The organism is Streptomyces humidus (assembly GCF_014649655.1).
Taxonomy (GTDB): domain Bacteria; phylum Actinomycetota; class Actinomycetes; order Streptomycetales; family Streptomycetaceae; genus Streptomyces; species Streptomyces humidus.
The window spans coordinates 1-23938 of sequence record NZ_BMTL01000005.1 but is presented as its reverse complement, the minus strand read 5'-3'; the positions used below and the strand labels follow the sequence as shown (position 1 = coordinate 23938).

22 protein-coding genes and 4 pseudogenes are annotated in these 23938 nt (G+C 72.6%); 18 read left to right on the top strand and 8 right to left on the bottom strand.

What is annotated here, in order from left to right:
* Positions 1 to 58: 58 nt before the first annotated feature.
* From IE239_RS06815 to IE239_RS06800, 4 genes are all read left to right on the top strand, one after another.
* Positions 59 to 457, top strand: coding sequence for a TOBE domain-containing protein (locus IE239_RS06815; RefSeq protein WP_190148355.1), 399 nt, complete (start codon positions 59 to 61; stop codon positions 455 to 457).
* A gap of 410 nt (positions 458 to 867) precedes the next feature.
* Positions 868 to 1695 carry a molybdate ABC transporter substrate-binding protein gene (gene modA, locus IE239_RS06810; protein ID WP_190148354.1) on the top strand — a complete coding sequence of 276 codons (828 nt, stop codon included), beginning with the start codon at positions 868 to 870 and terminating at the stop codon, positions 1693 to 1695.
* Entirely contained in the window at positions 1692 to 2567 is an 876-nt protein-coding gene (gene modB, locus IE239_RS06805; RefSeq protein WP_190148353.1) for a molybdate ABC transporter permease subunit, read from the top strand. Before modA ends, modB begins: the two co-directional genes overlap by 4 nt.
* Before the next feature lie 183 nt (positions 2568 to 2750).
* Entirely contained in the window at positions 2751 to 3782 is a 1032-nt protein-coding gene (locus IE239_RS06800) for an ABC transporter ATP-binding protein (RefSeq protein WP_229877922.1), read from the top strand.
* 84 nt (positions 3783 to 3866) lie between these two features.
* Here the strand turns inward: IE239_RS06800 and IE239_RS06795 are convergent, their stop codons facing one another.
* Positions 3867 to 4313, bottom strand: a complete 447-nt coding sequence (locus IE239_RS06795; RefSeq protein WP_190148351.1) for a winged helix DNA-binding protein — start codon at positions 4311 to 4313, stop codon at positions 3867 to 3869.
* A 135-nt stretch (positions 4314 to 4448) separates the two neighbouring features.
* On the opposite strand from IE239_RS06795, the gene IE239_RS06790 reads away from it, so the two are divergent.
* Positions 4449 to 5399, top strand: coding sequence for a DUF1648 domain-containing protein (locus tag IE239_RS06790; RefSeq protein WP_190148350.1), 951 nt, complete (start codon positions 4449 to 4451; stop codon positions 5397 to 5399).
* A 1-nt stretch (position 5400) separates the two neighbouring features.
* The gene (locus IE239_RS06785) at positions 5401 to 5763 is read left to right on the top strand and encodes a GntR family transcriptional regulator (protein ID WP_190148349.1); all 363 of its coding nucleotides are present in this window, start codon (positions 5401 to 5403) and stop codon (positions 5761 to 5763) included.
* A 196-nt stretch (positions 5764 to 5959) separates the two neighbouring features.
* On the opposite strand, the pseudogene IE239_RS06780 reads toward IE239_RS06785, so the two are convergent.
* Positions 5960 to 6180 (bottom strand): annotated as a pseudogene (locus IE239_RS06780) (sarcosine oxidase subunit gamma); the annotation flags it as partial.
* A 154-nt stretch (positions 6181 to 6334) separates the two neighbouring features.
* Here IE239_RS06780 and IE239_RS06775 point away from each other — a divergent pair.
* A complete protein-coding gene (locus IE239_RS06775; protein WP_190148553.1) occupies positions 6335 to 7081 on the top strand; it encodes an IclR family transcriptional regulator in 747 nt (248 codons plus the stop codon).
* Between the two features lie 12 nt (positions 7082 to 7093).
* Here the strand turns inward: IE239_RS06775 and IE239_RS41860 are convergent.
* From IE239_RS41860 to IE239_RS06765, 3 genes and pseudogenes are all read right to left on the bottom strand, one after another.
* Positions 7094 to 7362: pseudogene (locus IE239_RS41860) on the bottom strand (SRPBCC family protein); the annotation flags it as partial.
* Between the two features lie 226 nt (positions 7363 to 7588).
* On the bottom strand, positions 7589 to 7951 hold the full coding sequence (locus IE239_RS06770) for a bifunctional 3-phenylpropionate/cinnamic acid dioxygenase ferredoxin subunit (protein ID WP_190148348.1): 363 nt from the start codon (positions 7949 to 7951) through the stop codon (positions 7589 to 7591).
* 134 nt (positions 7952 to 8085) lie between these two features.
* Positions 8086 to 8643, bottom strand: a pseudogene (locus IE239_RS06765) (alcohol dehydrogenase catalytic domain-containing protein); the annotation flags it as partial.
* Between the two features lie 252 nt (positions 8644 to 8895).
* Between IE239_RS06765 and IE239_RS06760 the strand changes: the two are divergent.
* The 8 genes from IE239_RS06760 to IE239_RS06725 all read left to right on the top strand — a co-directional run bounded on the left by IE239_RS06760 (position 8896) and on the right by IE239_RS06725 (position 17343).
* Positions 8896 to 10029, top strand: coding sequence for a sugar ABC transporter substrate-binding protein (locus IE239_RS06760; protein WP_190148347.1), 1134 nt, complete (start codon positions 8896 to 8898; stop codon positions 10027 to 10029).
* 34 nt (positions 10030 to 10063) lie between these two features.
* Positions 10064 to 10843: an ATP-binding cassette domain-containing protein gene (locus tag IE239_RS06755; protein ID WP_190148346.1), complete on the top strand. Its 780-nt coding sequence runs from the start codon at positions 10064 to 10066 to the stop codon at positions 10841 to 10843.
* 161 nt (positions 10844 to 11004) lie between these two features.
* A complete protein-coding gene (locus tag IE239_RS06750) occupies positions 11005 to 12183 on the top strand; it encodes a sugar ABC transporter permease (RefSeq protein ID WP_229877920.1) in 1179 nt (392 codons plus the stop codon).
* Between the two features lie 231 nt (positions 12184 to 12414).
* On the top strand, positions 12415 to 13650 hold the full coding sequence (locus tag IE239_RS06745; RefSeq protein ID WP_229877861.1) for a PP2C family protein-serine/threonine phosphatase: 1236 nt from the start codon (positions 12415 to 12417) through the stop codon (positions 13648 to 13650).
* A gap of 109 nt (positions 13651 to 13759) precedes the next feature.
* Entirely contained in the window at positions 13760 to 15397 is a 1638-nt protein-coding gene (locus IE239_RS06740; protein WP_229877918.1) for a sensor histidine kinase, read from the top strand.
* A gap of 1 nt (position 15398) precedes the next feature.
* Positions 15399 to 15848, top strand: a complete 450-nt coding sequence (locus tag IE239_RS06735; protein ID WP_190148343.1) for a response regulator — start codon at positions 15399 to 15401, stop codon at positions 15846 to 15848.
* 99 nt (positions 15849 to 15947) lie between these two features.
* Positions 15948 to 16376 (top strand): GvpU-like protein, encoded by a 429-nt coding sequence (locus tag IE239_RS06730; protein WP_190148342.1) that lies wholly within the window; start codon positions 15948 to 15950, stop codon positions 16374 to 16376.
* Positions 16377 to 16593: 217 nt separating this feature from the next.
* Positions 16594 to 17343 (top strand): BlaI/MecI/CopY family transcriptional regulator, encoded by a 750-nt coding sequence (locus IE239_RS06725; protein ID WP_190148341.1) that lies wholly within the window; start codon positions 16594 to 16596, stop codon positions 17341 to 17343.
* Positions 17344 to 17412: 69 nt separating this feature from the next.
* On the opposite strand, the gene IE239_RS06720 is transcribed toward IE239_RS06725, so the two are convergent.
* Positions 17413 to 17643 (bottom strand): VOC family protein, encoded by a 231-nt coding sequence (locus IE239_RS06720; RefSeq protein WP_190148340.1) that lies wholly within the window; start codon positions 17641 to 17643, stop codon positions 17413 to 17415.
* A 139-nt stretch (positions 17644 to 17782) separates the two neighbouring features.
* On the opposite strand from IE239_RS06720, the gene IE239_RS06715 reads away from it, so the two are divergent.
* Genes IE239_RS06715 through meaB form a run of 3 tightly spaced genes read left to right on the top strand, consistent with a single transcriptional unit; the run spans position 17783 to position 22787 of the window.
* Entirely contained in the window at positions 17783 to 19594 is a 1812-nt protein-coding gene (locus tag IE239_RS06715; protein WP_190148339.1) for a methylmalonyl-CoA mutase subunit beta, read from the top strand.
* A complete protein-coding gene (gene scpA, locus IE239_RS06710; RefSeq protein WP_190148338.1) occupies positions 19594 to 21768 on the top strand; it encodes a methylmalonyl-CoA mutase in 2175 nt (724 codons plus the stop codon). Before IE239_RS06715 ends, scpA begins: the two co-directional genes overlap by 1 nt.
* Before the next feature lie 5 nt (positions 21769 to 21773).
* Entirely contained in the window at positions 21774 to 22787 is a 1014-nt protein-coding gene (gene meaB / locus IE239_RS06705; RefSeq protein ID WP_190148337.1) for a methylmalonyl Co-A mutase-associated GTPase MeaB, read from the top strand.
* 87 nt (positions 22788 to 22874) lie between these two features.
* Here the strand turns inward: meaB and IE239_RS06700 are convergent, their stop codons facing one another.
* Positions 22875 to 23744, bottom strand: coding sequence for an SCO6745 family protein (locus IE239_RS06700; protein WP_190148336.1), 870 nt, complete (start codon positions 23742 to 23744; stop codon positions 22875 to 22877).
* Between the two features lie 72 nt (positions 23745 to 23816).
* Positions 23817 to 23938: pseudogene (locus tag IE239_RS06695) on the bottom strand (LacI family transcriptional regulator); the annotation flags it as partial.

Below are 23938 nucleotides of genomic sequence, written 5' to 3'. Positions count from 1 at the left end.
GGAAGCCGCCGCGGGCCGTCCGGGGGCGCTCCCGCGTCGATCGCCTATCTTGGCGCCTATGCAGTCCTACACGATCGGCCAGGCCGCACGGCTCCTCGGCGTGAGTCCCGACACCGCGCGACGGTGGGCCGACGCGGGCCGGGTGGCCACCCACCGCGACGAGAGCGGACGTCGCCTCATCGACGGCAGGGACCTGGCCGCCTTCTCCGTGGAACTGGCCGCGGGCGGCGGCGCCGTCGGGGAGGACGCCTCGTACACCTCCGTGCGCAACGCCTTCCCCGGCATCGTGACGGCCGTGAAGCTCGGTGACGTCGCGGCCCAGGTGGAGATCCAGGCCGGGCCGCACCGGCTGGTGTCGCTGCTGACGCGGGAGGCCGTGGAGGAGTTGGGGCTGGAGGTCGGGGTGGAGGCCACCGCGCGGGTGAAGTCGACGAACGTGCACATCGACCGCGCCTGACCTCGCCCCGCGCCGCATCGACGACCCGGGCCGTTCTCCTGCGGCCGGAGGGCGAGCAGTTGCAAGGGGCCGCGACGCTCCGGCGTCCTGACTCGCCGCGCCGGCGCCATGCCGTGCCGTGCCGCGCAGTGCCGTGACTTGGCGCCGGAGCTCGGCCCCGTGGCTCGGCGCCGGGGCTCGGCGTGCCCTCTCCCACGGCTCGGCCGATGGTCGGCGGGAACGCACATGCCAAGCAACGGGTTCGGTTCCCCGGCTTGTGCCAAGCGACTTGTTTCTTTCACCTCGCATCTGCGGCAGTATCATCAGCGCACGCACACCTGTCTGCCGACCAGGTCGGTGTCAGCGCCGACACCGCGGACGGCCTGGTCAGGGTGTCGTGTCCGTGAGGACCGAAAGGGAGTGGCCCCGTGATGACCCTTACCGCGCGCCGGATGCAGCGGACCCTTCAGGCAGCCGGCGCAGGGGCCGCCGCGCTGCTGGTCCTGAGCGCCTGCTCGTCGTCCGGCGACTCCTCGGCGGCGGAGTCGCCGACCTCGGCGTCCGCGTCTTCGGCGGACCAGCTGTCCGGCACGGTGACCGTGTTCGCCGCGGCCTCCCTGAAGGAGAGCTTCACGACCCTGGGCGAGACGTTCGAGAAGGCCCACCCGGGCACGAAGGTCACCTTCAGTTTCGGCGGCAGCGACTCCCTCGCCGCGAGCATCACCGGCGGTGCGCCGGCGGACGTGTTCGCCTCGGCCAGCCCCGGGACGATGAAGATCGTCACCGACGCCGGGGACGCCGCCGGAACGCCCGCCGCCTTCGTCCGCAACCAGCTGGAGATCGCCACCCTGCCGGGCAACCCCGACAGGATCGCCTCGCTCGCCGACCTGACCAGGTCCGGCCTGAAGGTCGTCCTGTGCGACAGGACGGTGCCCTGCGGGGCCGCCGCGCAGAAGGCGCTCGCCGCGGGCGGGCTCGAGCTCGAGCCCGTCTCCTACGAGCAGGACGTCAAGGCGGCGCTGACGAAGGTCGAGCTGAAGGAGGCCGACGCGGCCGTCGTCTACCGGACCGATGTGCACGCGGCAGGTGGCAAGGTGAAGGGTGTGGAGTTCCCCGAGTCCGCCCAGGCGGTCAACGCGTACCCGATCGTCCGGCTCAAGGGCGCCGACAACGCCGGTGCGGCCGACGCGTTCATCGCGCTGGTGCGGTCCGCCGAGGGCCGGCAGGTCCTGACGGAGGCGGGGTTCCTCGAGCCGTGACCCTCTTCGACGAACCCGAGCCCGAGACGGCGTCCGAGGCCACGACCGGCTCGCTGCGCGGGGGTACGCCCGGTCGGCGGTTCCGCGGGGGCGGCGGGGCGCCGCTTCCCCTGCTGGTGCCCGCGCTGATCGGCCTGGCGTTCCTGATCGTGCCGCTCGTCGCCCTGCTCGTACGGGCCCCGTGGCGCAGCCTGCCCGGACAGCTGACCAGCGCCGAGGTGTGGCAGGCGCTGCGGCTGTCGCTGCTCTGCGCCACGGCGGCGACCGCGGTGAGCCTGCTCCTCGGCGTGCCGCTGGCCTGGCTGCTGGCCCGCGTGAGGTTCCCCGGACGCGGGCTCGTGCGCGCCCTTGTCACCCTGCCGCTCGTGCTGCCGCCGGTGGTGGGCGGTGTGGCCCTTCTGACGGCGCTCGGCCGCAACGGCGTCGTGGGCCGGTGGCTGGACTCCTGGTTCGGGATCACGCTTCCCTTCACCACCGGCGGGGTCGTGATCGCCGAGGCGTTCGTGGCGATGCCGTTCCTCGTCATCAGCGTCGAGGGCACGCTGCGCGCCGCCGACCCGCGCTACGAGGAGGCCGCCGCCACGCTCGGCGCGTCCCGCTTCACCGCGTTCCGCCGGGTCACCCTCCCGCTCATCATGCCGGGCATCGCGGCCGGCGCGGTCCTGGCGTGGGCCCGGGCGCTCGGCGAGTTCGGCGCCACGATCACGTTCGCGGGCAACTTCCCGGGCCGGACCCAGACGATGCCGCTGGCCGTGTACCTGGCGCTGCAGAGCGATCCGGAGGCGGCCATGGCGCTCAGCCTGGTCCTGCTGGCCGTGTCCGTGGCGGTGCTGGCCGGCCTGCGCGACCGGTGGATGACGACCGGTGGATGACGGCGGGGGGATGACGACCGGTGGATGACGACGAGGGGATGAGCGCAGGTGGATGACCGCAGGACGGCCGCGGGCCGGAAGTCCGCTCCCGCCGTCCGTTCCGAGGCCTCCCATGCCTACCAGGCCCTCGGGTCCTCCGAGGCTCGCGAAGCCCCCGCGGCAGTCGAGGCCTTCAAGGAGGGCCTGGACGCCCGTCTCGTCGTCGAGCGCGGGGCCTTCCGCCTCGACGTGGCGCTTCGTGTCGCCCCCGGCGAGGTCGCCGCCCTGCTCGGCCCCAACGGCGCCGGGAAGACCACGGCCCTGCGGGCGCTCGCCGGACTGACCACGCTCACCGGCGGACGTCTGCGGCTGGACGGCGCCGCGCTGGAGGATGTGCCGCCGGAGTCCCGTCCGGTCGGCGTGGTCTTCCAGGACTACCTGCTCTTCCCGCATCTGAGCGCTCTGGACAACGTGGCCTTCGGGCCGCGCTGCCAGGGCGCGACCAGGGCGCAGGCCCGGGCCCGGGCCGCCGAGTGGCTGCGCCGGCTGGGTCTCGCGGACCATGCCGACGCCAAGCCGCGCAGGCTGTCCGGCGGGCAGGCCCAGCGCGTCGCCCTGGCCCGCGCGCTGGCGACCCGGCCCCGGCTGCTTCTGCTGGACGAGCCTCTGGCGGCACTGGACGCCCGCACCCGGCTGGAGGTGCGGGCCCAACTCCGCCGTCACCTGGCCGAGTTCGAGGCCGTCGCCGTCCTGGTCACCCACGATCCGCTGGACGCGATGGTGCTGGCCGACCGTCTGGTCGTCGTCGAGGACGGCCGGGTGGTCCAGGAGGGCGCTCCCTCCGACATCGCCCGCCATCCGCGCTCGGACTACATCGCCCGGCTGGTCGGGCTGAACCTCTACCGGGGCGACTCCGACGGCCATGTAGTCCGTCTCGGCGCCGGTCCGTCCATCACCACCACCGAGGTGCTGTCCGGCCCGGTGTTCGTGGCGTTCCCGCCGAGCGCGGTGACGCTGTACCGGGAGCGTCCGGCCGGTGCCAGCGCCCGCAACCTGTGGCGCTGCGAGGTCGCGGGGCTGGAGACCCATCGCGACCTGGTGCGCGCCGACCTCTCGGGGGAGCTTCCGCTCGCCGCGGATCTGACGACGGTCGCCGCCGCCGAACTCGATCTGCGTCCGGGCGCCGAGGTCTGGGCGACGGTCAAGGCCACGCAGACGCACGCCTACCCGGTCTGATCGGGCGAGAGGCTCCGACGTATCCGCCCGCCCCGACCGCACCCCTCGCGCCCACGCACCCCACGCGCCGAAGCCGATCCGTCCTCACATGGCGGCCAGTTCGGCGTCGGCCCGCTGGGTGACGAGGGTCAGCACACGGCCCGCGACGGCCAGGTCCGCGGCGGGGACGCCGGCGTACAGCCGGGCGGAGATCTCTGCGGTCTCGGCGGCGGTGCTCTCGTACAACCGCCGCCCGGCGTCCGTCAGTCGTAGCTGTGACGGTTGCGCCGGGTCCTCCTCCAGAAGCCGCTGCGCCGTCAACTTCCCGATCACGTCGCGCACGAGCGAAGGGCCGGCCTTCAGCGATCCGGTGACGTCGGCGACGAGTTCGTCGCGGCCCGTGGACTCTCCCGCGAGCACGACGGCCCGCAGCACCACGTTCTGATGGAACGTCACGTCGTGGCGGGTCAGCACACCCTCCAGAAGGGCGCGCGCCGCGTAGTGCGCCAGAGCGATGATCCGGCCGTCGACCGCGGGCGTGTACGTCGTCATGACTGCTCCTTCTCGTCACAGGTCGTTCAGGGACTCACTGCATTTACTGTACATGGCGACTATGTACATGGCTATTGTTTTGAGATTGAGACATTGTTCTACTGAAAGGCAAACAACTCGACGACGGGAGTCCCCATGAAGCGCTCCGGTCGCGGCCCGGCCCTCGCCGCGCTCCCCTGCCTCGTCGCCCTGGCCGCCGACGCCGCCCTCTTCGTCATGACGCGCCGTCAGCTGCCCGACCGGATGGCGACCCATTTCCGACTCGACGGCACAGCCGACGGGTTCACCGGGCGCGGCGTCTTCATGGCGACGAGCGGGCTGCTGCTCGCGGGGGTCGCCGCGATCATGGCCGTCCTCGTCAGCCGGGCGGCCCACCGGAGCGGGTGGATCCTCGTGACCGCGTACGCCGTCGCCGGGCTGATGGGCTCGCTCTTCGTCTCGGTGCAGCTCGTCAACCACGACGCGCACGGCGACGCCTCCACCGTCCGCCTCTCCCCATGGCACCTGGCCTTCGCGGTCGTGGTGGCGGCGGTGTGCGCCGGGGCGGGGCTGCTGCTCGCCCGCACCCTTCCCTCCCGAGGTCCGCACTCCCCTGCCGCGGACCACGCGCGCCTCGGTCTCGCCGACGGCGAACTCGCAGCCTGGGCGCGCGCCACCGGCTCCCGGCCGCTCGGCGCCCTGGGTCTGGCGCTGACGGCCGCGGCCCTGGCACTGCTCCCGTTCACCGGTCCGGCCGCCGCCACCCCGCTCCTGGTGGGCGGTCTGCCCTGCCTCTGCTTCGCCCGCCTGTACGTCACCGTGGGCCGTCAGGGGCTGACCGTGACCCCGGGCCGGCTGCCCTGGCCCCGGATCCGACTGCCGCTGGAGTCGATGACCGGCGCCTCGCACCGGCATGTCGACGCCCTCGGCGACTTCGGGGGCTGGGGTTACCGGATCCGCCCCGGCGCTTCGGGGGTGATCCTGCGCTCCGGACCGACGCTCGTCGTACGCCGCGCGGGCGGGCGGGAGTTCGCCGTCACGGTCGACGACCCGGCTACCGCGGCCGCGCTGCTCAACACCCTGATCGCCCGGCGAGAGGCGCACTGAGGTGCTGATCCGCGTCGACCCCGGCTCGAACGTGCCTCTCGGCGCCCAGATCGCCGCGCGCGTACGGCGGGCCGTCGCCGACGGCGAGATCTCCCCGGGCGAGCGACTTCCGCCCGCCCGCGCACTCGCCGAATCGCTCGGCGTCAACCTCCACACCGTGCTGCGCGGCTACCAGGCGCTGCGCGACGAAGGGCTGATCGAGCTGCGCCGCGGGCGCGGGGCGATGGTGCTCGAGGGCACCCCGGCCCGCGCCCGCCTTCTGGAACAGGTGCGTTCCCTCGTGTCCGAGGCGCACGCCCTCGGACTCTCCGAGGACGAGGTGGTCGACCTGGTGCGCGACGGCCTCAGGGGCAGCGGAGCCTGACACGCCGTTGGCCGGCCCTTGGGGTCCTCGGCATGGCCGGCGCCTGTCGTGCGTCGTGCCGAGGTGTCCGGATCTCCACGTCGGCCCGGCGGGCACGGACGCCGGTCCGCTCGCCCGGCACGGAGAGGTCCGGCGCACGGAAGGGCTTGGAGGGGCGGCCGAGCGGGCGGTGGCCGGGCGGGAGCCCCGTGCGCCCTCACCCGTATTCCGCCGCCGCGTCCAGCAGTCGGTCCGTCAGGCAGCCGGCGAAGGACGAGCGGACCAGCACCCGGAAGCCGGGGTCGTCCGGGCGACCTGGACGACAAGGGTGCGGGCCGGCGTCTTCCGGACGCAGCGTCCCGCGCCGAAGGCGTACGGGTGGAGATCCAGCGCGCAGCCGTGGGCCGGCAGGTCGCGGGCGCGCGGGCCGTCCATGACGAAGTCGTACTGCAGGGGAGCCATGGCGCCTCGTCCCGCTCGCGCCATAGGATTCGCCCGCGTTACTTGCCTCGGCGTTTTTTACTACGCGTATAGTTTCGCTGTGAGCAACCACAGCGCAGACACCGAGACAACCAGTTCGCAGGCCGGCGGGGTGCAGTCGGTAGACCGTGCCATCAGCGTCCTGGAGATACTGGCCCAGCGGGGCGAGGCAGGCGTCAGCGAGGTCGCCGCCGAGATCGACGTTCACAAGTCCACCGCGTTCCGGCTGCTCGGCGCCCTGGAGGCGCGCGGCCTGGTGGAACAGGCGGGCGAGCGCGGCAAGTACCGGCTCGGGTTCGGCATCGTCCGCCTGGCCGGCGCGGTCACCGGGCGCATCGACATCACGCAGCAGGGCCGCCCCGTCTGCGAGCGGCTCGCCGAGGAGATCGGCGAGACGGTCAACATCGCCGTCATGCAGGAGCACTACGCGATCAACCTCTACGAGGTCCGCGGCCCGGGGGCTGTCACCGCGCACAACTGGGTCGGCGAGCTGACCCCGCTGCACGCCACGTCGAGCGGCAAGATCCTGCTGGCTCATCTGCCCGCCCAGGAACGCGCCGCGCTGCTGGCCGAGGCCGGCCTGAAGAAGGTCACCCCGCACACCATCACCGCGAAGGCGAAGCTGGAGAAGGACCTCGCCGAAGCCCGTGAGCGCGGTTACGCCTGGACACTGGAGGAGTTGGAGATCGGCCTGCACGCCATGGCCGCGCCGGTCCGCGACCGGGACGGCCGGGTCATCGCCGCGCTGAGCGCCTCCGGTCCCTCCTACCGGCTCACCGAGGAACGTCTGCACGAGCTCTCGCCGGTCCTGTTGAAGGGCGCGGAGGACATCAGCCACCGGATGGGCTTCCTGGGCTGAGCGCCCCGGCCGCTACCGCGACGACTGCCGGGTGCCCAGGCGCCCGTTCACCCAGTCGCGGAAGGCGCCGATGCGGTGCTCGCTGGACACCAGCACCCCTCCCCCCGGTGCACATCCGGGAGCTCATGCCGGGCTGGGTGCGCGCCCAGGCCTCGAAGTCCTGGCGGTCCGACCCGGTCGAAGGGCTCGACCGACCGGCTGACGTCCCTTCCGCTCTCCACGAGGTGCGGGGAGTAGAGCCGGTCGCACTCGACGATCTCGACGATCGTGCGGTCGTCCGCCGAACAGACCCGCACATGGCCGGGCCATTCACGTACGGCCACGCTCACCAGGCCGTACCCGGTACGGCCGACGTCGGGCATCTCGGTGAGGTCGGGCGCGGCGACCCGCTTGCCGGGCAGTGGGGTTCGTCGCCGACGACGGCCGGCCGTCCGCCGTGGCCCTGCCTGCGCAGGGAGCGTGCCGCCGACAGGCCGGGCAGCGAGGCGCCGACCGCGGCGACGGTCCTCACGCGGGGCCTCCGGCGAGTCTGGCCGTGACACAGGGCGGCAGGTTGGGCGTCGACGTGGACACCCGGACGTAGATCATGCCGTCCTCGACGAGGACCCCGTGCGTGCGGACCGGGAGCTTCGCGGGCGGCGCGTCGACGACCCCCGTCCGCAGGTCGAACTTGGAGGCATGCAGGGGGCATTCCACCTCGCAGCCCTCCAGCCAGCCGTCGGCGAGCGAGGCGTCCTGGTGGGTGCAGGTGTCGTCGATGGCGAAGACCTCGCCGTCGTCGGTGTGGAACACCGAGACCGGCGGGTCGACGTCGAGCCGGAAGGCCTCGCCTCGCGGGAGATCCGCGAGACGGCACGCGGGAATCATCATGACACCTCGGTGCATATAGCGAAACGGATTGCGGTAAGCGCAACATCAGTCTGGAGGCGGCCCAGAACCCTGTCAAGGCGTCCAAGGCCTTGCATCGCCGGCCGTCGCAGACCTGGCGGAACACAGTTCGAAACGCCCGCACCACCTGCGGAATGACCTTCGCCGCGCCCGACAGCGCCGGTGTTGACCGCGTCCCGATGCCCGCCGTCACGCCGCAGCCCAGCAGGCCGGCGGCGGCCGACGCGGCGGGGCCGACCTTGGTGCACTGACCGGCCACCAGGGCCTTCTCGGCGAAGGCCCCGATGCCGAGGGCCGGGGTGAGTTCGGCGCCGTCGGGCAGGGTCATCTTCCGCCCGGCGCTGTGCGTGGCAAAGCATTACCAGGGACGGCCGCGACGACACGCCCGGCACCGCCCGCAGACGGCACGCCAGTCGAGGATGACGAAGTCACCGGGCGCGACGTCGGCGACACCCTCCCCCACCGCCTCCACGACGCCCGCCGCCTCATGGCCGAGCAGGAAGGGGAAGTCGTCGCCGAGGCCGCCCTCGCGGTAGTGCGGATCGGTGTGCCAGACCCCGCACGCCACCCTTCACCGACGCCTCGCCGGACCCGGGGTCGGGCACGACGATCGTCTCCACACCGACGGGGGCGCCCTTGCCCCGCGCGACGACAGCACAGGCCTGACGAGCCACGGCCACTCCTCGACTGACACCAAAATCGGAGAGATGGCGTTGCTCATAGCGGTACGTATTCCATTTGCCGCAACACGACACCGGGGAGCGCCGGGCCCGGTCAAGGATTCGGCGCGCACCCGCCGGAGCCGGTGACGTCAGGGCGAACCGCCGCGCGCGCCACCCCGGACGGAACGAGAGCGGCGGCTTGGCTACCCTTGGCAGCGGAATACTCATTTATGAAGGAACCGGACAATTCCTAAGGAACCGAAGATGGGTCTCGGTCTCGGCCTCCGAGCCGTGAAACGCAGGTCCCCCGCCCGTGCGTGCACGGCCGTCGCGATCGCCGCTGCCCTGACCCTGGCCACGGCCTGCACCGCAGGCGGCGACAACGGCGGCGGGAGCGGGAGCGGGAGCGGCAACGGAAACCCCACCGTCGGCCTGCTGCTCCCCGGCGGCGGCGCCTCCCGCTTCGGACAGTTCGACAAGCCCCTCATCGAGAAGAAGCTCGGGGAACTGTGCCCGGGCTGCCCGAGGGCCTTCGCCGCCACCCCCGACCCGGCGGTACAGCGCCAGCAGCTCGAATCCATGATCACCAGAGGGGTGGACGTCCTGATCATCGCCGCCGTCGACCCGCAACTGCTCCGCCCCTCGGTGGCGGCCGCCCACCGGGCCGGCATCCCGGTCGTCGCCTACGACCGGCTCGCAGAGGGCCCGATCTCCGGATACGTCACCTTCGACGGCGCGAAGGTCGGCAAGCTGCAGGGAGAGGCGCTGCTCAAGGCGATGGGCGCGAAGGCCGACGGCGGCCAGATCGTCATGATGAACGGCGCCACCACCGACCCCAACGCCGACTGGTTCAAGCGGGGGGCCCTCTCCGTCCTCGCCGGCAAGGTGAAGATCGGCAAGTCCTACGACACCGTCGGCTGGCGGCCGGAGAACGCCTTCGCCGACATGCGGGCCGCCATCGCCGCCCTGGGCACGGACCGCATCGACGGGGTCCTGGCCGCCAACGACAGTCTCGCCGGCGCCGTGATCTCCGCCCTCAACGCCACCAGGGTCAGGCCGCTGCCCCCGGTCACCGGGCAGGACGCCGACCTCGCGGCCGTGCGGCGCATCGTCGCGGGCGACCAGTACATGACCGTCTACAAGCCCTACAGGTCGGCCGCCGACGCCGCCGTGGAGATGGCCGTCGCCCTGGGGCGCGGCAAGTCGGTGTCGTCCATCGCCACCGGGACCGTCGACAACGCCACCACCAAGAACATCCCCACCGTCCTGCTCCCGTCGGTCCCGGTGACGGTCGGTGACATCAAGAAGACCCTGGTGAAGGACGGTGTGTACACCATCGGTCAGATCTGCCCCCCGAACCTGCGGTCCGCCTGCGCCAAGGCAGGGCTCACGCCGTGAGCGCCACGGCCGGAGCCGAGAAGGAGGTGGTCCCGTGCCGGTTCAGCCCCTGCTGACGCTGCGCGGCGTGTCCAAGCGGTTCGCCGCCGTCCAGGCACTGATGGACGTCGAACTGGAGATCAGCGGCGGTGAGGTGGTCGCCCTGATGGGCGACAACGCCGCGGGCAAGTCCACCCTGGTCAAGGTGATCTCGGGGGTCGGCCCCGCCGACAAGGGCGTCATGGAATGGCAGGGCAGGGCCATCCAGATCAGACGACCCCAGGACGCCCACGTCCTGGGCATCGCGACCGTCTACCAGGACCTCGCGATGTGCGACAACCTCGACGTCGTCGGCAACCTGTTCCTCGGCCGGGAGATCCACCGGCTCGGCGTTCTGGACGAGGTCGAGATGGAGCGCCGCACCCGCGAGCTGCTGCACACCCTGTCCATCCGGATCCCCGACGTGCGGGTTCCGGTCGCCTCCCTGTCCGGCGGCCAGCGCCAGGTCGTCGCGATCACCCGCTCGCTGCTCGGCGAGCCCAGGCTGCTCCTGCTCGACGAACCCACCGCATCCCTGGGCGTCGAGCAGACCGGCCAGCTCCTCGACCTCATCGAGGAGCTGCGCGACCGCGGCCTCGGAGTCCTTCTCATCAGCCACAACATGGGCGACATCAAGGCCGTCGCCGACCGGGTCGCCGTGCTGCGCCTGGGACGCAACAACGGCCTCTTCGACGTGAACACGGCCTCGCAGGAACAGATCATCTCCTCCATCACCGGCGCGGCGGACAACTCCGTGGCCCAGCGCACCACCCACCCCGAAGAGACCTGGCCGTGAGGGGCCGAGGGTGGGGGCGGCCGACCCGGACCCGCGCCGCCGACACACCGCCCACCGACTCGCCACGGTCCGACTCGCGACAGTCCGACTCGTCCGACCCGCCGGACTCCGGCCGGTCCGACTCCCGGGAGTCCGCCGGCCGCCGAAGCCTCACCGAGCAGCTGGGGGCACACGCCCGGGCGGTGCGCCGCAGACTGGGCGAAGGCGATCTCGGCCCGGTCCCCGTCCTCCTCGCCCTCGCGGTGACCTGGGCGGTCTTCCAGGGCCTCAACCCCCGCTTCCTCTCGCCGCGCAACCTCTCCGTCCTCAGCGTGGACATCGTCGGGACCGGCATCATCGCCGTCGGCATCGTCTTCGTGCTGCTGATCGGCGAGATCGACCTGTCGGTGGGCTCGCTCGCCGGTCTGGCGGGCGCGGTGTTCGCGTCGCTGAACGTGAATCTCGGGATGCCCGAGTGGCTCGCCGTGCTGGTCGCGGTGGCCTGCGGCGCGGCCGCCGGGTGCCTGCACGGGTTCTCGTTCGCCAAGATCGGCGTGCCGGCGTTCGTCGTCACCCTCGCGGGCCTGCTGGCCTGGAACGGTGTGATGCTCTACCTGCTGGGGACGGAGACCTCCATCAACTTCAGCGAGACCGGGCTGGTGGCCACGCTGACCAGCCGCTACTTCGACACCGTCGTCGCCACCTACGGTGTGGCCGCGCTCGCCACGGCCGCGTACCTCCTCGTCTCCTGCCGCGACCGCAGACGGCGCGCCGCGGCCGGGATGCCGTACGGGCCGATGACCCGGATCTGGGTGCGCACCGCGCTCCTGGCGGTGGCCGCGTTCACCGCCGTCCACGTCCTGCGGCGGTTCGCAGGCGTGCCGCTGGCGCTTCTGATCTTCCTCGCGGTCATCGTCGCCTCGGACCTCTTTCTGCGCCGCACGCCCTACGGCCGGCGGGTCCTCGCGCTGGGCGGCGGCCCGGAGGCGGCCCGGCGGGCGGGCGTGGACGTGACGCGGGTGCGGATCGCGGTGTTCATGGCGTCAGGAACACTGGCGGCGGTCGGCGGTCTGTTCGTCGCCTCACGGCTCACCTCGGCGAGCCAGGTTCCGGGCTCCGGCATGCTGCTGATCAACGCCATCGCGGCCGCCGTCATCGGCGGCACCAGCCTGTTCGGCGGGCGGGGCTCGCCCTGGTCCGCGTTGCTGGGAGTGCTCATCATCCAGTCGATCGCCTCGGGCATGGCGCTGCTGGGCGTCGAGCCTCCGATCCAGTTCATCGTGACCGGCGGGGTGCTGTACGTCGCGGTCGTCCTCGACTCGCTGGCACGGCGGGCGGCGGTCGCGCGCGGGCGCCCCTGACCCGAACGCCGGAGCGAGATGCGGGCGTCCGGCCCGGCACGCTTTCTTTCCCAGCGAACTACCATGGGAATCAAGGGAGTTACCGCTCAGCCCAGGGCGTCCGACCGTAGGACGCCGCACCCCTCGTGCGCCCGCAGCGGAGCTACCCACCCGTACGGGTATCCTCTCGACTGTTGTCATTCGACAACATCGTTGAGAACTGCGGCGCGTTCGGGCGGGAAGGTCGGGACCATGATGTCGTCGCACGCCGGGGATGCGGCACCACCGTCGGATGCGCCGTCGGACGCGCCGTGGGACGGCGTCGCCGAGTGGGAGTGGTGGGAACCGTCCGTCCTCCTGGTCGAGGACGACCCGGGCGACGCCCTGCTGGTGGAGGAGCTGGTCGCCGACAGCGCGCTGAAGATGCGCCTGCGGTGGGTGCGCTCGATGGCGGAGGCCGCCGAGGTGCTCGGGACCGAGATACCCGACTGCGTGCTGCTCGACCTGCACCTGCCGGACGCCCAGGGCCTCGAGGCGGTTTCCCGGATCAAGGCCCATGCCGACCAGGTGGCGATCGTGGTGCTCACCGGACTGGCCGAGGAGCTGACCGGGCTGGCGGCGGTCGCCGGGGGCGCGCAGGACTACCTGGTCAAGGGGCGGGTCGAGCCCGAGCTGTTCGGGCGGGCGGTGCGCTACGCGATCCAGCGCAAGCAGGGCGAGCAGGCCGCCGTGGCCCTCCAGGCGAGCCAGATGCAGGCACAGGAGAACGCCCGCCTGGAACGCGGGCTGCTGCCGCGCCCCCTCCTGCGCGGCGACGACGTCGAGGTCGTGGCCCGCTATCTTCCCGGGCGGGCGCAGGCTCTGCTCGGCGGCGACTTCTACGACATCGTGCAGAGCCGCGACGGCACGGTGCACGCGCTGGTCGGGGACGTCTCCGGGCACGGTCCGGACGAGGCCGCCCTCGGCGTCGCGCTGCGGATCGCCTGGCGCACCCTGGTGTTCTGCGACGTCACCGGCGCCGAGCAGGTGGAGCGGCTGGAGGAGATCCTGCTGGCGGAGCGCGCCCGGAGCGACGTCTTCGCGACGCTCGTCAGTCTCACCGCAGTGCCGGGAGAGGAACGCGCCCGGCTCGTCCGGGCGGGCCACCACGGGCTGCTGCTGCGCACCGGCCGCGGGATCGAGTGGGCGGAGCCGCCCGGCGGCCCCGCGCTGGGCGTCGTGCCCGGCGGTGCGCGCCGGCCGGTGGCGGAGTTGGAGGTGCCCGCGGGAGCAGGCGTGGTGCTCTTCACCGACGGCCTGTTCGAGGGGCACGTCGGCCGCGGCGCCGAGCGACTCGGCGAGGCCGGACTGCTGGCCCTGGCCCGGGAGGGAGCCGGTCTGGCGCCGGAGCCGTTCGTCGACCGGCTGATCGAGCGGGTCGGGGGCCTGGCCGAGTCGCAGGGCGGCCTGGCCGACGACGTGGCCCTGGTCCACCTGAGCTGGAACTGAACGAGCGGGGCGAGCGGTGTCGGAACGAAGGATGACGGACGTGACGCGCAGGACCTGGACGGGCCGCCGGCTCACGGTGCAGAGCTGGTTCTACCTGGTCCTGGCGCTGATGATGCTGGTGGTGGTGGTCGGCACCGTGGTCGGGGCGAACATGCTGGACCGGACGGCGCAGGTGAGCGACCAGCTCCTCCGGCGGATGCAGCCGGCGCAGACCGAGGCGTACCGCCTGCAGGCGGCCCTGGTGAACCAGGAGACCGGGGTCCGGGGGTACGCGAGCGCCGCGGACCGGCAGTTCCTGGAGCCGTACACCAGGGGCAAGCACGACGAGGCGGTGGCGGCCGGCCGGCTGCGCGCCCTCGTCGCCGACCGTCCCGCGCTCCTCGCCGACCTGGAGGCGGTCGAGCAGAGCGCCGCGGACTGGCGGAGCGCCTACGCCGAACCGCTCGCCGCCTCGGTCACCCCGGGCCGTCCTCAGCCGGTCGACCAGCGCACCGCGGACCGCGGCAAGGAGTCCTTCGACCACCTCCGCGCCCTGTGGACGCACCAGAACACGGACCTGGCGGAGGCCGTCCGCGACGGCCGGGCCAAGTTGTCGCACGAGCGCAAGCTGCGCAACGCGGTCCTGAGCGGCATGGTCGCCGTCTTCCTGGTGACGGGCCTCGTCCTCGCGGTACTCGTCCGCATGCTCGTGACCCGCCCGCTGGAAGCGCTGCGCAGGGCGTCCCGGCAGGTGGCCGGCGGCGACTTCGGCCATGTCATCAGCGCCGACGGCCCGACGGACCTGGCCGCGGTGGCCGCGGACGTCGAGGGCATGCGCCAGCAGATCGTCGCCGAGCTGGACGCCTCCCGCCGCCAGCGGGACGCCCTCACCCGGCAGGCCGCCGACCTGGACGCCCAGGCCGTCGAACTGCGGCGCTCCAACGCCGAGTTGGAGCAGTTCGCCTACGTCGCCTCGCACGACCTGCAGGAGCCGCTGCGCAAGGTCGCCTCCTTCTGCCAGCTCCTGGAGAAGCGGTACGGGGACAAGCTCGACGAACGGGGCCTGCAGTACGTCGACTTCGCCGTCGACGGCGCCAAACGCATGCAGGTCCTCATCAACGACCTGCTCACCTTCTCCCGGGTGGGGCGCGTCAACGACGCCCAGCTGCCCGTCGCCCTCGAGCAGACGCTCGACAAGGCGCTGACCAACCTCACGACGGCCGTCGAGGAGTCCGGCGCTCGCGTCGACCGGCCGGAACACCTGCCCGAGGTCGTCGGCGACCCGACGCTGCTCACCATGCTGTGGCAGAACCTGGCCGGCAACGCGCTCAAGTTCCGCCACCCGGACCGCGCCCCGCACGTGCGTGTCACCTGCGAACCCGACCCCGGGAACCCGGACGCCTGGCGGCTGTCCGTCACCGACAACGGCATCGGCGTCCCGGCACAGTTCGCGGAGAAGGTCTTCGTCATCTTCCAGCGGCTGCACAGCCGGGACGCGTACGGAGGCACCGGCATCGGCCTGGCCCTGTGCAAGAAGATCGTCGAGTACCACGGCGGCCGGATCTGGCTCGACACCGATCACACCGAGGGCGCCCGGTTCTGCTTCACCCTCCCGTCCACCATCGCCACCACCGTCACCACGACCGCCACCGCGACCACCGCCACCACGGCCGCGTCATCCACCACGGCCGCCGGCACGACGGCCCCTTCCGTCACGGCCGCCGTCGCGACGGCCGCCACCCGCACGCACAACGAGAAGAAGGCCTGACATGTCCCTCCCCTCCGCCACCCCCATCGACGTGCTCCTCGTCGAGGACGACCCCGGCGACGAGCTGATGACCCGCGAGGCGTTCGAGGACAACAAGATCGGCAACACCCTGCATGTGGTGCGGGACGGCGAGGAGGCGCTCGACTTCCTCTACCGGCGCGCCGGCCACCCGGACGCGCCTCGGCCCGACCTCATCCTCCTCGACCTCAACCTGCCCAAGTACGACGGCCGTCAGGTGCTGGAGAAGATCAAGTCGGACCCGGACCTCTCGCACATCCCCGTGGTCGTCCTCACCACCTCGGCGGCCGAGGAGGACATCCTGCGCAGCTACCGGCTGCACGCCAACGCCTACGTGACCAAGCCCGTCGACCTCGACCAGTTCATCGCCGCGGTCCGCCAGATCGACGACTTCTTCGTCCAGGTCGTACGCCTCCCGCGCAGCGGGGCCTGAGTTCAGCACTGCCGCGCCACGCCGTCGGGGCGGACATGCCCGCGCACGGCGCGGGCAGGAGACGTTCGTCCCGCCCCCGACGTCGAAGGACCGCCGGCCATGACCACCGAGCACGATCCCCTTCACCAGCCCGCCGCCCCGGTCGTGACCGAACCGGCGCCGGACGTCCAACTCCAGATGCTGGTACGGCTGATCGGGCAGGACCCGGAGGCCGCCCTGCCGATCACGCTGACCGTCGGAGGCGGCTTCCTCCACGGAGAACTGATCTCGCACGAGGCCTGGACGGCGGAGTGGGCGCACAGCCTGCGCGGCTTCGACGGGCCCGGCGCACAGCTCCTGAAGCACTTCCCCGAAGAGGTGGACCAGGCCGTCGCCGACAGGCAGGGGCGCCCCGGCCCGCAGCGGCTTCCCCAGTGGATCCATCTGCGCGACGCCACCGTCGCCGGCCCGGGCAGGCCCGTCGTCATGCCTCTGTGGCGCGGCCGGCTCGCGGACGTGACGGGCTGGTCGCTGGGCAGGCCGGCCTGAGTGACGCGGCGGCCGTCGGAGCGAGCGTCACAGCGGCACGCTCGAGGAACCATTTACTCCAGTTGTCCGTACTATCTCTCCAGCAGTGCCGTACTCGGGGAACTGTCGCCGCCCGACCGGTGGGCAACGGCTCGCCGGGGCGACGGCATGCCGCCGGCGGCAACTGGGGCAGGCCCGTTCGTCTGCCGCCTCCCATCGAGGAAAGGTCGTGTGCTTCATGTCCGAGAACGCTTCCACCGAACTCACCTCCCACTACACCGCTCAGGTGACCGCCGATCTCGAACGCAACGCCAAGGAACAGGACCGCGTGAGCGCCGAAATCGCCGCCCTGCAAGAGCAGTTGGCGGCACTCGAACGGGACCACGGCGTGCTCGTCAGCATTCGGCAGGCCATCGGCTCGGCGCCGACGCCGGTCAGGACGGCCGAGCCCCTCGAAGCGGTCGAGCCCCTCGAGGCGGCCGGGCCCGCCGGGAGCGTCGCGGTGCCCGCCCCCCGCAAGAAGTCCTCTGCCGCGTCGGGCAGCCGTAAGCGGGCGCAGCCGAAGAAGTCCGCCTCGCAGCCGCCCGCCCGTTCGGCGCAGAAGCCCGCCGCCCGCAAGCGCGCCGCCGTGAAGAACGACACCGCCCCGAAGAAGGACACCGCCGCCACCGACACGGCGCGCAGGGAAACGGCACACGAGGAAGCGGCGGCGACCGCGCAGCCGACCCTGGTCGGCCTGGTCCGCGACCATCTCGCCCAGCAGAGCGAACCCCGTTCGGCCGCCGAGATCGCCACCGCCCTCGGCGAGACGCACCCCGAGCGCACCGTCAAGACCACCGTGGTCCGCACCACCCTGGAAGGCCTCGTCGCCAAAGCCCTGGTGCAGCGCACCAAGCAGGGCTCTTCCGTCTTCTACACGGCAGCCGACGCATCGGAGGCGACGGCGCCCGCGCAGGCCGAGAAGGAGCCCGCCACCGCCGACGCATGACGTCCGCCGGTCGATGACAGCGGCACGCCCTTGGGTCTCCGGCCGCCCGGACGGCGTCCACGGCGACGCTCAGGCCCGGTGTGGCGGGCGCGGTCCGGTCGTCCGTGACGAGGCTGATCCGGACCGCCGGCCCGCCGGAGCCGAGGGCGGGGCGAGCGTCGTGATCCAGCCGTCGTTCATCACCGCCTCGAAGCCCGGCAGGCCGTGGAACTCCCGGCTCTCCGGCACCGCGTCCGACCGCAGGACGGGCACGACACGGCGGGCGTTCATCGAGGACTCCAGGGAGCGCGCGGTGTCCACGGGACTCTCCATGGATGCCGCGCCGGGCCCGTTTTCCGGCCAGGACGGCGCGGCGAGGGGCAGGTCACAATGTCCGGGAGGGAAAGGTCACAGCCATGCCCTCTCCTGTTCCTCTCCGTATCTGCCCTAGCATCCGAGCATGACGGTCCTGCCTGACGACGGGCTTGAGCTGGCCGGCGAGTTCCCTGACGCCACCCACGAGCAGTGGCAGCGCCTCATCGCGGGCGTGCTGCGCAAGTCGGGCAAGGACGTCGAGGGAGCTCAGGCCGAGGAAGCCCTGTCCACCGCGCTGGAGGACGGGCTGCGCACCCGTCCCCTCTACACCGCGCACGACAGCGCGCCCGAGCCGGGCTACCCCGGGTTCGCTCCGTACGTGCGGGGCGGCAGGCCGGAGGGCAACACCGCCGGAGGGTGGGACGTACGGCAGCGGCACGCGGCGGCCGACGGCGGCGCCGTGCTCGCCGACCTGGAGAACGGCGTCACCTCCCTCTGGCTGGTCGTCGGCCGGGGCGGCGTCCCCGCGGCCTCACTCGAACAGGTCCTCGACGGCGTCCTTCTCGACCTGGCGCCCGTCGTGCTGGACGCGGGCGCCGAAGTAGAGGAAGCCGCACGGGAGTTGCTGCGGCTGTACGCGCAGCGGGGCGTCGCCGCGGATGCGGCGCGCGGCAACCTGGGCGCGGATCCGCTCGGTCACGAGGCCCGCACGGGCCGGGCGGGCGACTTCGCTCCGGCGGCCGGTCTCGCCCGGCGATGCGCCGAGGAGTATCCGGGGCTGCGGGCGCTGACGGTGGACGCGCTGCCCTACCACGAGGCGGGCGGCTCGGCGGCGCAGGAGCTGGGCGCCTCGCTGGCGACCGGTGTGGCGTATCTGCGGGAGCTGACCGCGGCCGGACTGAGCGTCGAACAGGCCTGTCAGCAACTGGAGTTCCGTTACGCCGCGACCGCGGACCAGTTCCTGACGATCGCCAAGCTGCGGGCCGCGCGCCGGCTGTGGTCCCGGGTCGCCGAGGTGTGCGGGGCGCCGAGCGCCGGCGCGCAGCTCCAGCACGCGGTGACCTCTGCGGTGATGATGTCGCGCCGCGACCCCTGGGTGAACATGCTGCGCACCACCATCGCCACGCTGGCGGCGGGGGCGGGCGGGGCGGACGCGGTCACCGTGCTGCCCTTCGACGACGCGCTCGGGCTGCCGGACGCGTTCGCGCGGCGCATCGCCCGCAACACCTCCACGATCCTCATCGAGGAGTCCCACCTGGCCCGGGTGATCGACCCGGCCGGCGGCTCCTGGTACGTGGAACGGCTGACGGACGAACTGGCCCGTGCGGGCTGGGAGTTCTTCCAGTGGATCGAGCGCGACGGCGGACAGGCGGCCGTCCTGCGTTCGGGCCGTCTGCGGCAGGCCCTGGCCGACACCTGGCAGACCCGCAGCGCCAGGCTCGCCAAGAGGCGCGAACCCGTCACCGGCGTCAGCGAGTTCCCGTTCCTCGCCGAGAAGCCGGTGGTGCGCGAGAGCAAGCCCGAGCCGCCGTCCGGCGGTCTGCCGAGAGTGCGTCGGGACGAGGCCTACGAGGCGCTGCGGGCACGCTCCGACGCGCATCTCGCGGCGACCGGTTCCCGCCCGCGGATCTATCTGGCGACGATCGGCCCGGCCGCCGCGCACACCGCGCGGCTGACGTTCGCCGCCAACCTGTTCCAGGCGGGCGGTGTCGAGCCCGTCACCGAGGGCGCCTTCGAGGACAGCGGCGCCACCGAGGTGTGCCTGTGCTCCAGCGACGCGCTGTACGAGGAGCAGGCCGAGGCGGAGGCCGCGCGGTTGCGGGCCGCCGGCGCCGCGCACGTGTTCCTCGCCGGGCGTCCGGCGTCGTACTCGGGCGTCGACGCGTACGTGTTCGCGGGCTGTGACGCCGTCGCCGTGCTGTCCGCCACCCTCGACCGCATGGGAGTTGAGTCCTGATGGGTATCCCCGACTTCTCCGGGATCGAGCTGGGGACCCCGGTCGCCGAGGGCGGCGCCGACGCATGGCGCACGGCCGTGAAGAAGGCGGCGGGCGGGGACGACCTGCTCTGGGAGACCCCGGAGGGCATCCGGGTCAAGCCGCTGTACACGGGACAGGACCTGGAGGGCCTGGACTTCCTGGGCACCTACCCGGGCGTCGCGCCGTATCTGCGCGGCCCTTACCCGACGATGTACGTCAACCAGCCCTGGACGATCCGCCAGTACGCCGGATTCTCCACCGCCGAGGAGTCCAACGCCTTCTACCGGCGCAACCTCGCGGCCGGACAGAAGGGCCTGTCGGTCGCCTTCGACCTGCCGACGCACCGCGGCTACGACAGCGACCACCCCCGGGTGACCGGTGACGTCGGCATGGCGGGCGTGGCGATCGACTCGATCTACGACATGCGGCAGCTGTTCGACGGGATCCCGCTCGACCGGATGACCGTGTCGATGACGATGAACGGCGCCGTGCTGCCGGTGCTGGCGCTCTACATCGTCGCCGCCGAGGAACAGGGTGTGCCGCCCGAGAAGCTGGCCGGGACCATCCAGAACGACATCCTCAAGGAGTTCATGGTCCGCAACACCTACATCTATCCGCCGAAGCCGTCGATGCGGATCATCTCCGACATCTTCGCCTTCACCTCGCAGCGGATGCCGCGCTACAACTCCATCTCCATCTCCGGCTATCACATCCAGGAGGCGGGTGCGACGGCCGACCTGGAGCTGGCGTACACCCTCGCCGACGGTGTGGAGTACATCCGCGCGGGCCGTGAGGCGGGCCTGGACGTGGACGCGTTCGCGCCGCGGCTGTCGTTCTTCTGGGCGATCGGCATGAACTTCTTCATGGAGGTCGCCAAGCTGCGCGCGGCGCGGCTGCTGTGGGCCAAGCTGGTGCGGCAGTTCGACCCGCAGAACGCCAAGTCCCTTTCTCTGCGCACCCATTCACAGACCTCTGGCTGGTCGCTGACCGCGCAGGACGTCTTCAACAACGTCACGCGCACCTGTGTCGAGGCGATGGCGGCGACCCAGGGGCACACCCAGTCGCTGCACACCAACGCCCTCGACGAGGCCCTGGCGCTGCCGACCGACTTCTCGGCGCGCATCGCCCGCAACACCCAGCTGCTGATCCAGCAGGAGTCCGGCACCACCCGGGCCATCGACCCCTGGGGCGGCAGCGCCTACGTGGAGAAGCTGACGTACGACCTGGCCCGCCGGGCCTGGCAGCACATCCAGGAGGTCGAGCAGGCGGGCGGCATGGCCAAGGCCATCGACGCGGGCATCCCCAAGCTGCGCATCGAGGAGGCCGCGGCCCGTACGCAGGCCCGTATCGACTCGGGCCGTCAGCCGGTGATCGGCGTCAACAAGTACCGGGTGGACAGCGACGAGCAGATCGACGTCCTCAAGGTCGACAACTCCTCGGTGCGCACGCAGCAGATCGAGAAGCTGCGGCGGCTGCGCGAGGAGCGGGACGACGCCGCGTGCCGGGACGCGCTCGAGGCGCTGACCCGGGCCGCCGGGGGCGAGGGCAACCTGCTGGAGCTGGCCGTGAACGCGGCCCGGGCGAAGGCCACCGTCGGCGAGATCTCGGACGCCCTGGAGAAGGTGTACGGGCGCCACGCGAGCCAGATCCGTACCATCTCCGGCGTGTACCGCAACGAAGCAGGCGAGTCCCCGTCCGTGGACCGCACCCGCGAGCTGGTCTCCGCCTTCGAGGAGGCCGAGGGCCGGCGCCCGCGCATCCTGGTCGCCAAGATGGGCCAGGACGGACACGACCGCGGCCAGAAGGTGATCGCGACCGCCTTCGCCGACCTCGGCTTCGACGTGGACGTCGGCCCGCTGTTCCAGACCCCGGGCGAGGTGGCCCGGCAGGCCGTCGAGGCCGACGTGCACATCGTCGGGGTGTCCTCGCTGGCCGCCGGACACCTCACCCTCGTACCGGCGCTGCGCGAGCAGCTGGCCGAGGAGGGCCGCGAGGACATCATGATCGTCGTCGGGGGCGTCATCCCGCCGCAGGACGTGCCCACGCTCCTGGAGATGGGTGCGGCGGCCGTCTTCCCGCCGGGCACGGTCATCCCGGACGCGGCCTACGACCTCGTGAAGCGGCTGTCGGACGACCTCGGGCACGACCGCTGAAGCCCATGGCGATCGACCTCGACACCTATGTGAAGGGCGTGCTCGACGGCAAGCGGGCGACGGTCGCCCGCGCGATCACCCTCGTGGAGTCCACCCGCCCCCAGCACCGGGCGCTGGCGCAGGAGTTGCTGACCGCACTGCTGCCGCACAGCGGCCGGGCCAGGCGGATCGGTGTGAGCGGGGTGCCGGGCGTGGGCAAGTCGACGTTCATCGACGCGTTCGGCACGATGCTGACCTCGCTCGGGCATCGCGTGGCGGTGCTCGCGGTGGACCCGTCGTCGAGCCGCACGGGCGGTTCGATCCTCGGCGACAAGACGCGGATGGAGCGCCTCGCCGTCGATCCGGCGGCCTTCGTACGGCCCTCCCCCACCGCCGGCACCCTCGGCGGGGTCGCCAAGGCGACACGGGAGTCGATCGTGGTGATGGAGGCGGCCGGCTACGACGTCGTCCTCGTCGAGACGGTCGGCGTCGGCCAGTCCGAGACGGCGGTGGCCGACATGGTCGACTCCTTCCTGCTGCTCACCCTCGCCCGCACCGGCGACCAGCTTCAGGGCATCAAGAAGGGCGTCCTGGAACTGGCCGACGTCATCGCCGTCAACAAGGCGGACGGCCCGCACGAGCGGGACGCGCGCGCCGCCGCGCGGGAACTGGCGGGCGCGCTGCGCCTGATGCACGGCAGGGACGCGGCGTGGTCGCCGCCGGTGCTGAGCTGCAGCGCCCGGGAGTCCGCGGGCCTGGACACCGTGTGGGAGCGTCTGGAGCAGCACCGCACGCTGCTGGACTCCAGCGGCCGCCTCGCCGCCAAGCGGCGCGAGCAGCAGGTCGACTGGACGTGGTCCATGGTCCGCGACGAACTCCTCGGCCGTCTGCACGCCGATCCGTCGGTGCGGGCTCTCGCCCCGGACCTCGAACAGCGGGTGCGGGACGGGGAGCTCACGGCGACGCTGGCCGCCGAGCGCATCCTGGAGGCCTTCAGCACGCCCGGCGACGACCGGCGCGCCGACCGGGACCGGCGGTGAAGGCGGCGACGCCGTAAGGGTGTTCGTCGCCTGCCGGCCCGGGCGGGCGGGGGTCGCGGCGTCGCCCCACCCGGCCGCCCGGACGTGTCAGTGCTTGCCGACGAGATCCGCCGGAAAGGCCCCGGCGGCCGCGGCGGCTGCGGCGAACTCCGAGGCGAGGGCCGTCAGACGTGCCACGCCCTCCGCGCCGAGGTGCTCGTAGGGGGCCAGGTCGAGGCGGTCGGTCTCGTGCTCTACGTCCTCGCGGAGCGCGACGCCCCGCCCGGTGAGCTCGCCCTCGGCGTCCAGCAGTCCGCGCTCCCGCAGGCGACCGGCCGCCGCGTTCCAGTCGTCCTCGGTCCAACCGCGCGTGGCCAGCACCCACTTCGGCGTCATGCCCCGGCCGGTGGAGGTGTGGGTGACCACCGCCTCCAGCCCGTCGAGGCCCGCGGACGTCAGCACGGCCAGGTGCCCGTCGCCCCGGTGCTCGCGCAGCAGGGTCGCGGCGTGCCAGTACGCGAGGTGCGGCTCCTCGGGGACGGGAAGATCGGCGTGCGCCGAGTACAGCGGCCGGGCGCCGCGCCCGCAGGCCTCGGCGGCGCGCAACGCCAGCTGTGCCGCCTCCGCCATCTCCGCGGACGCCACGGCCTCCTCCCCCAGCAGCCGTCGCAGCGTCGCGTCGACGGCGCGCAGCCGGGCGGCGAGCACGTCGGCGGGGCCGGCGATCGACCACACCGCGGGCACGTGCCGGGCCACGAGCTCGTGCTTGTAGTTGAAGAAGGTCGCCGTCACGGCGCCCGCCCCGACCGGCCCCAGCGCGGCCGCCCGCACGGCGAGGTTGACGGCCCGCGGACGGGTGATCCCCAGCACGCCCAGCTCGCGCCCCAGGTCGGGTGAGAAGTAGTGCGCTGCGTGCAGGGAGTTGAGCGGGTTGTGACAGCGTCGACCGGCGCGCGGTCCGAGGGCGGAAGTAGTCATGCCCGGCAGATTACCGACCGGTCGTTATGTCTGTGTTCCCGGGGCTCGCCTGTCCGACGGCGGGCGCTGATGTCAGTCGCCGGCCGCGGACGCGGAGGCGGGGCCGGTGCTGGCGCGCAGGGAGACGGGTGGGGTGAGGAGGTGGTGCCGGGGCGGGGCGTCGGGGTGCTCGAGCCGCTCGACGAGGAGGTCGA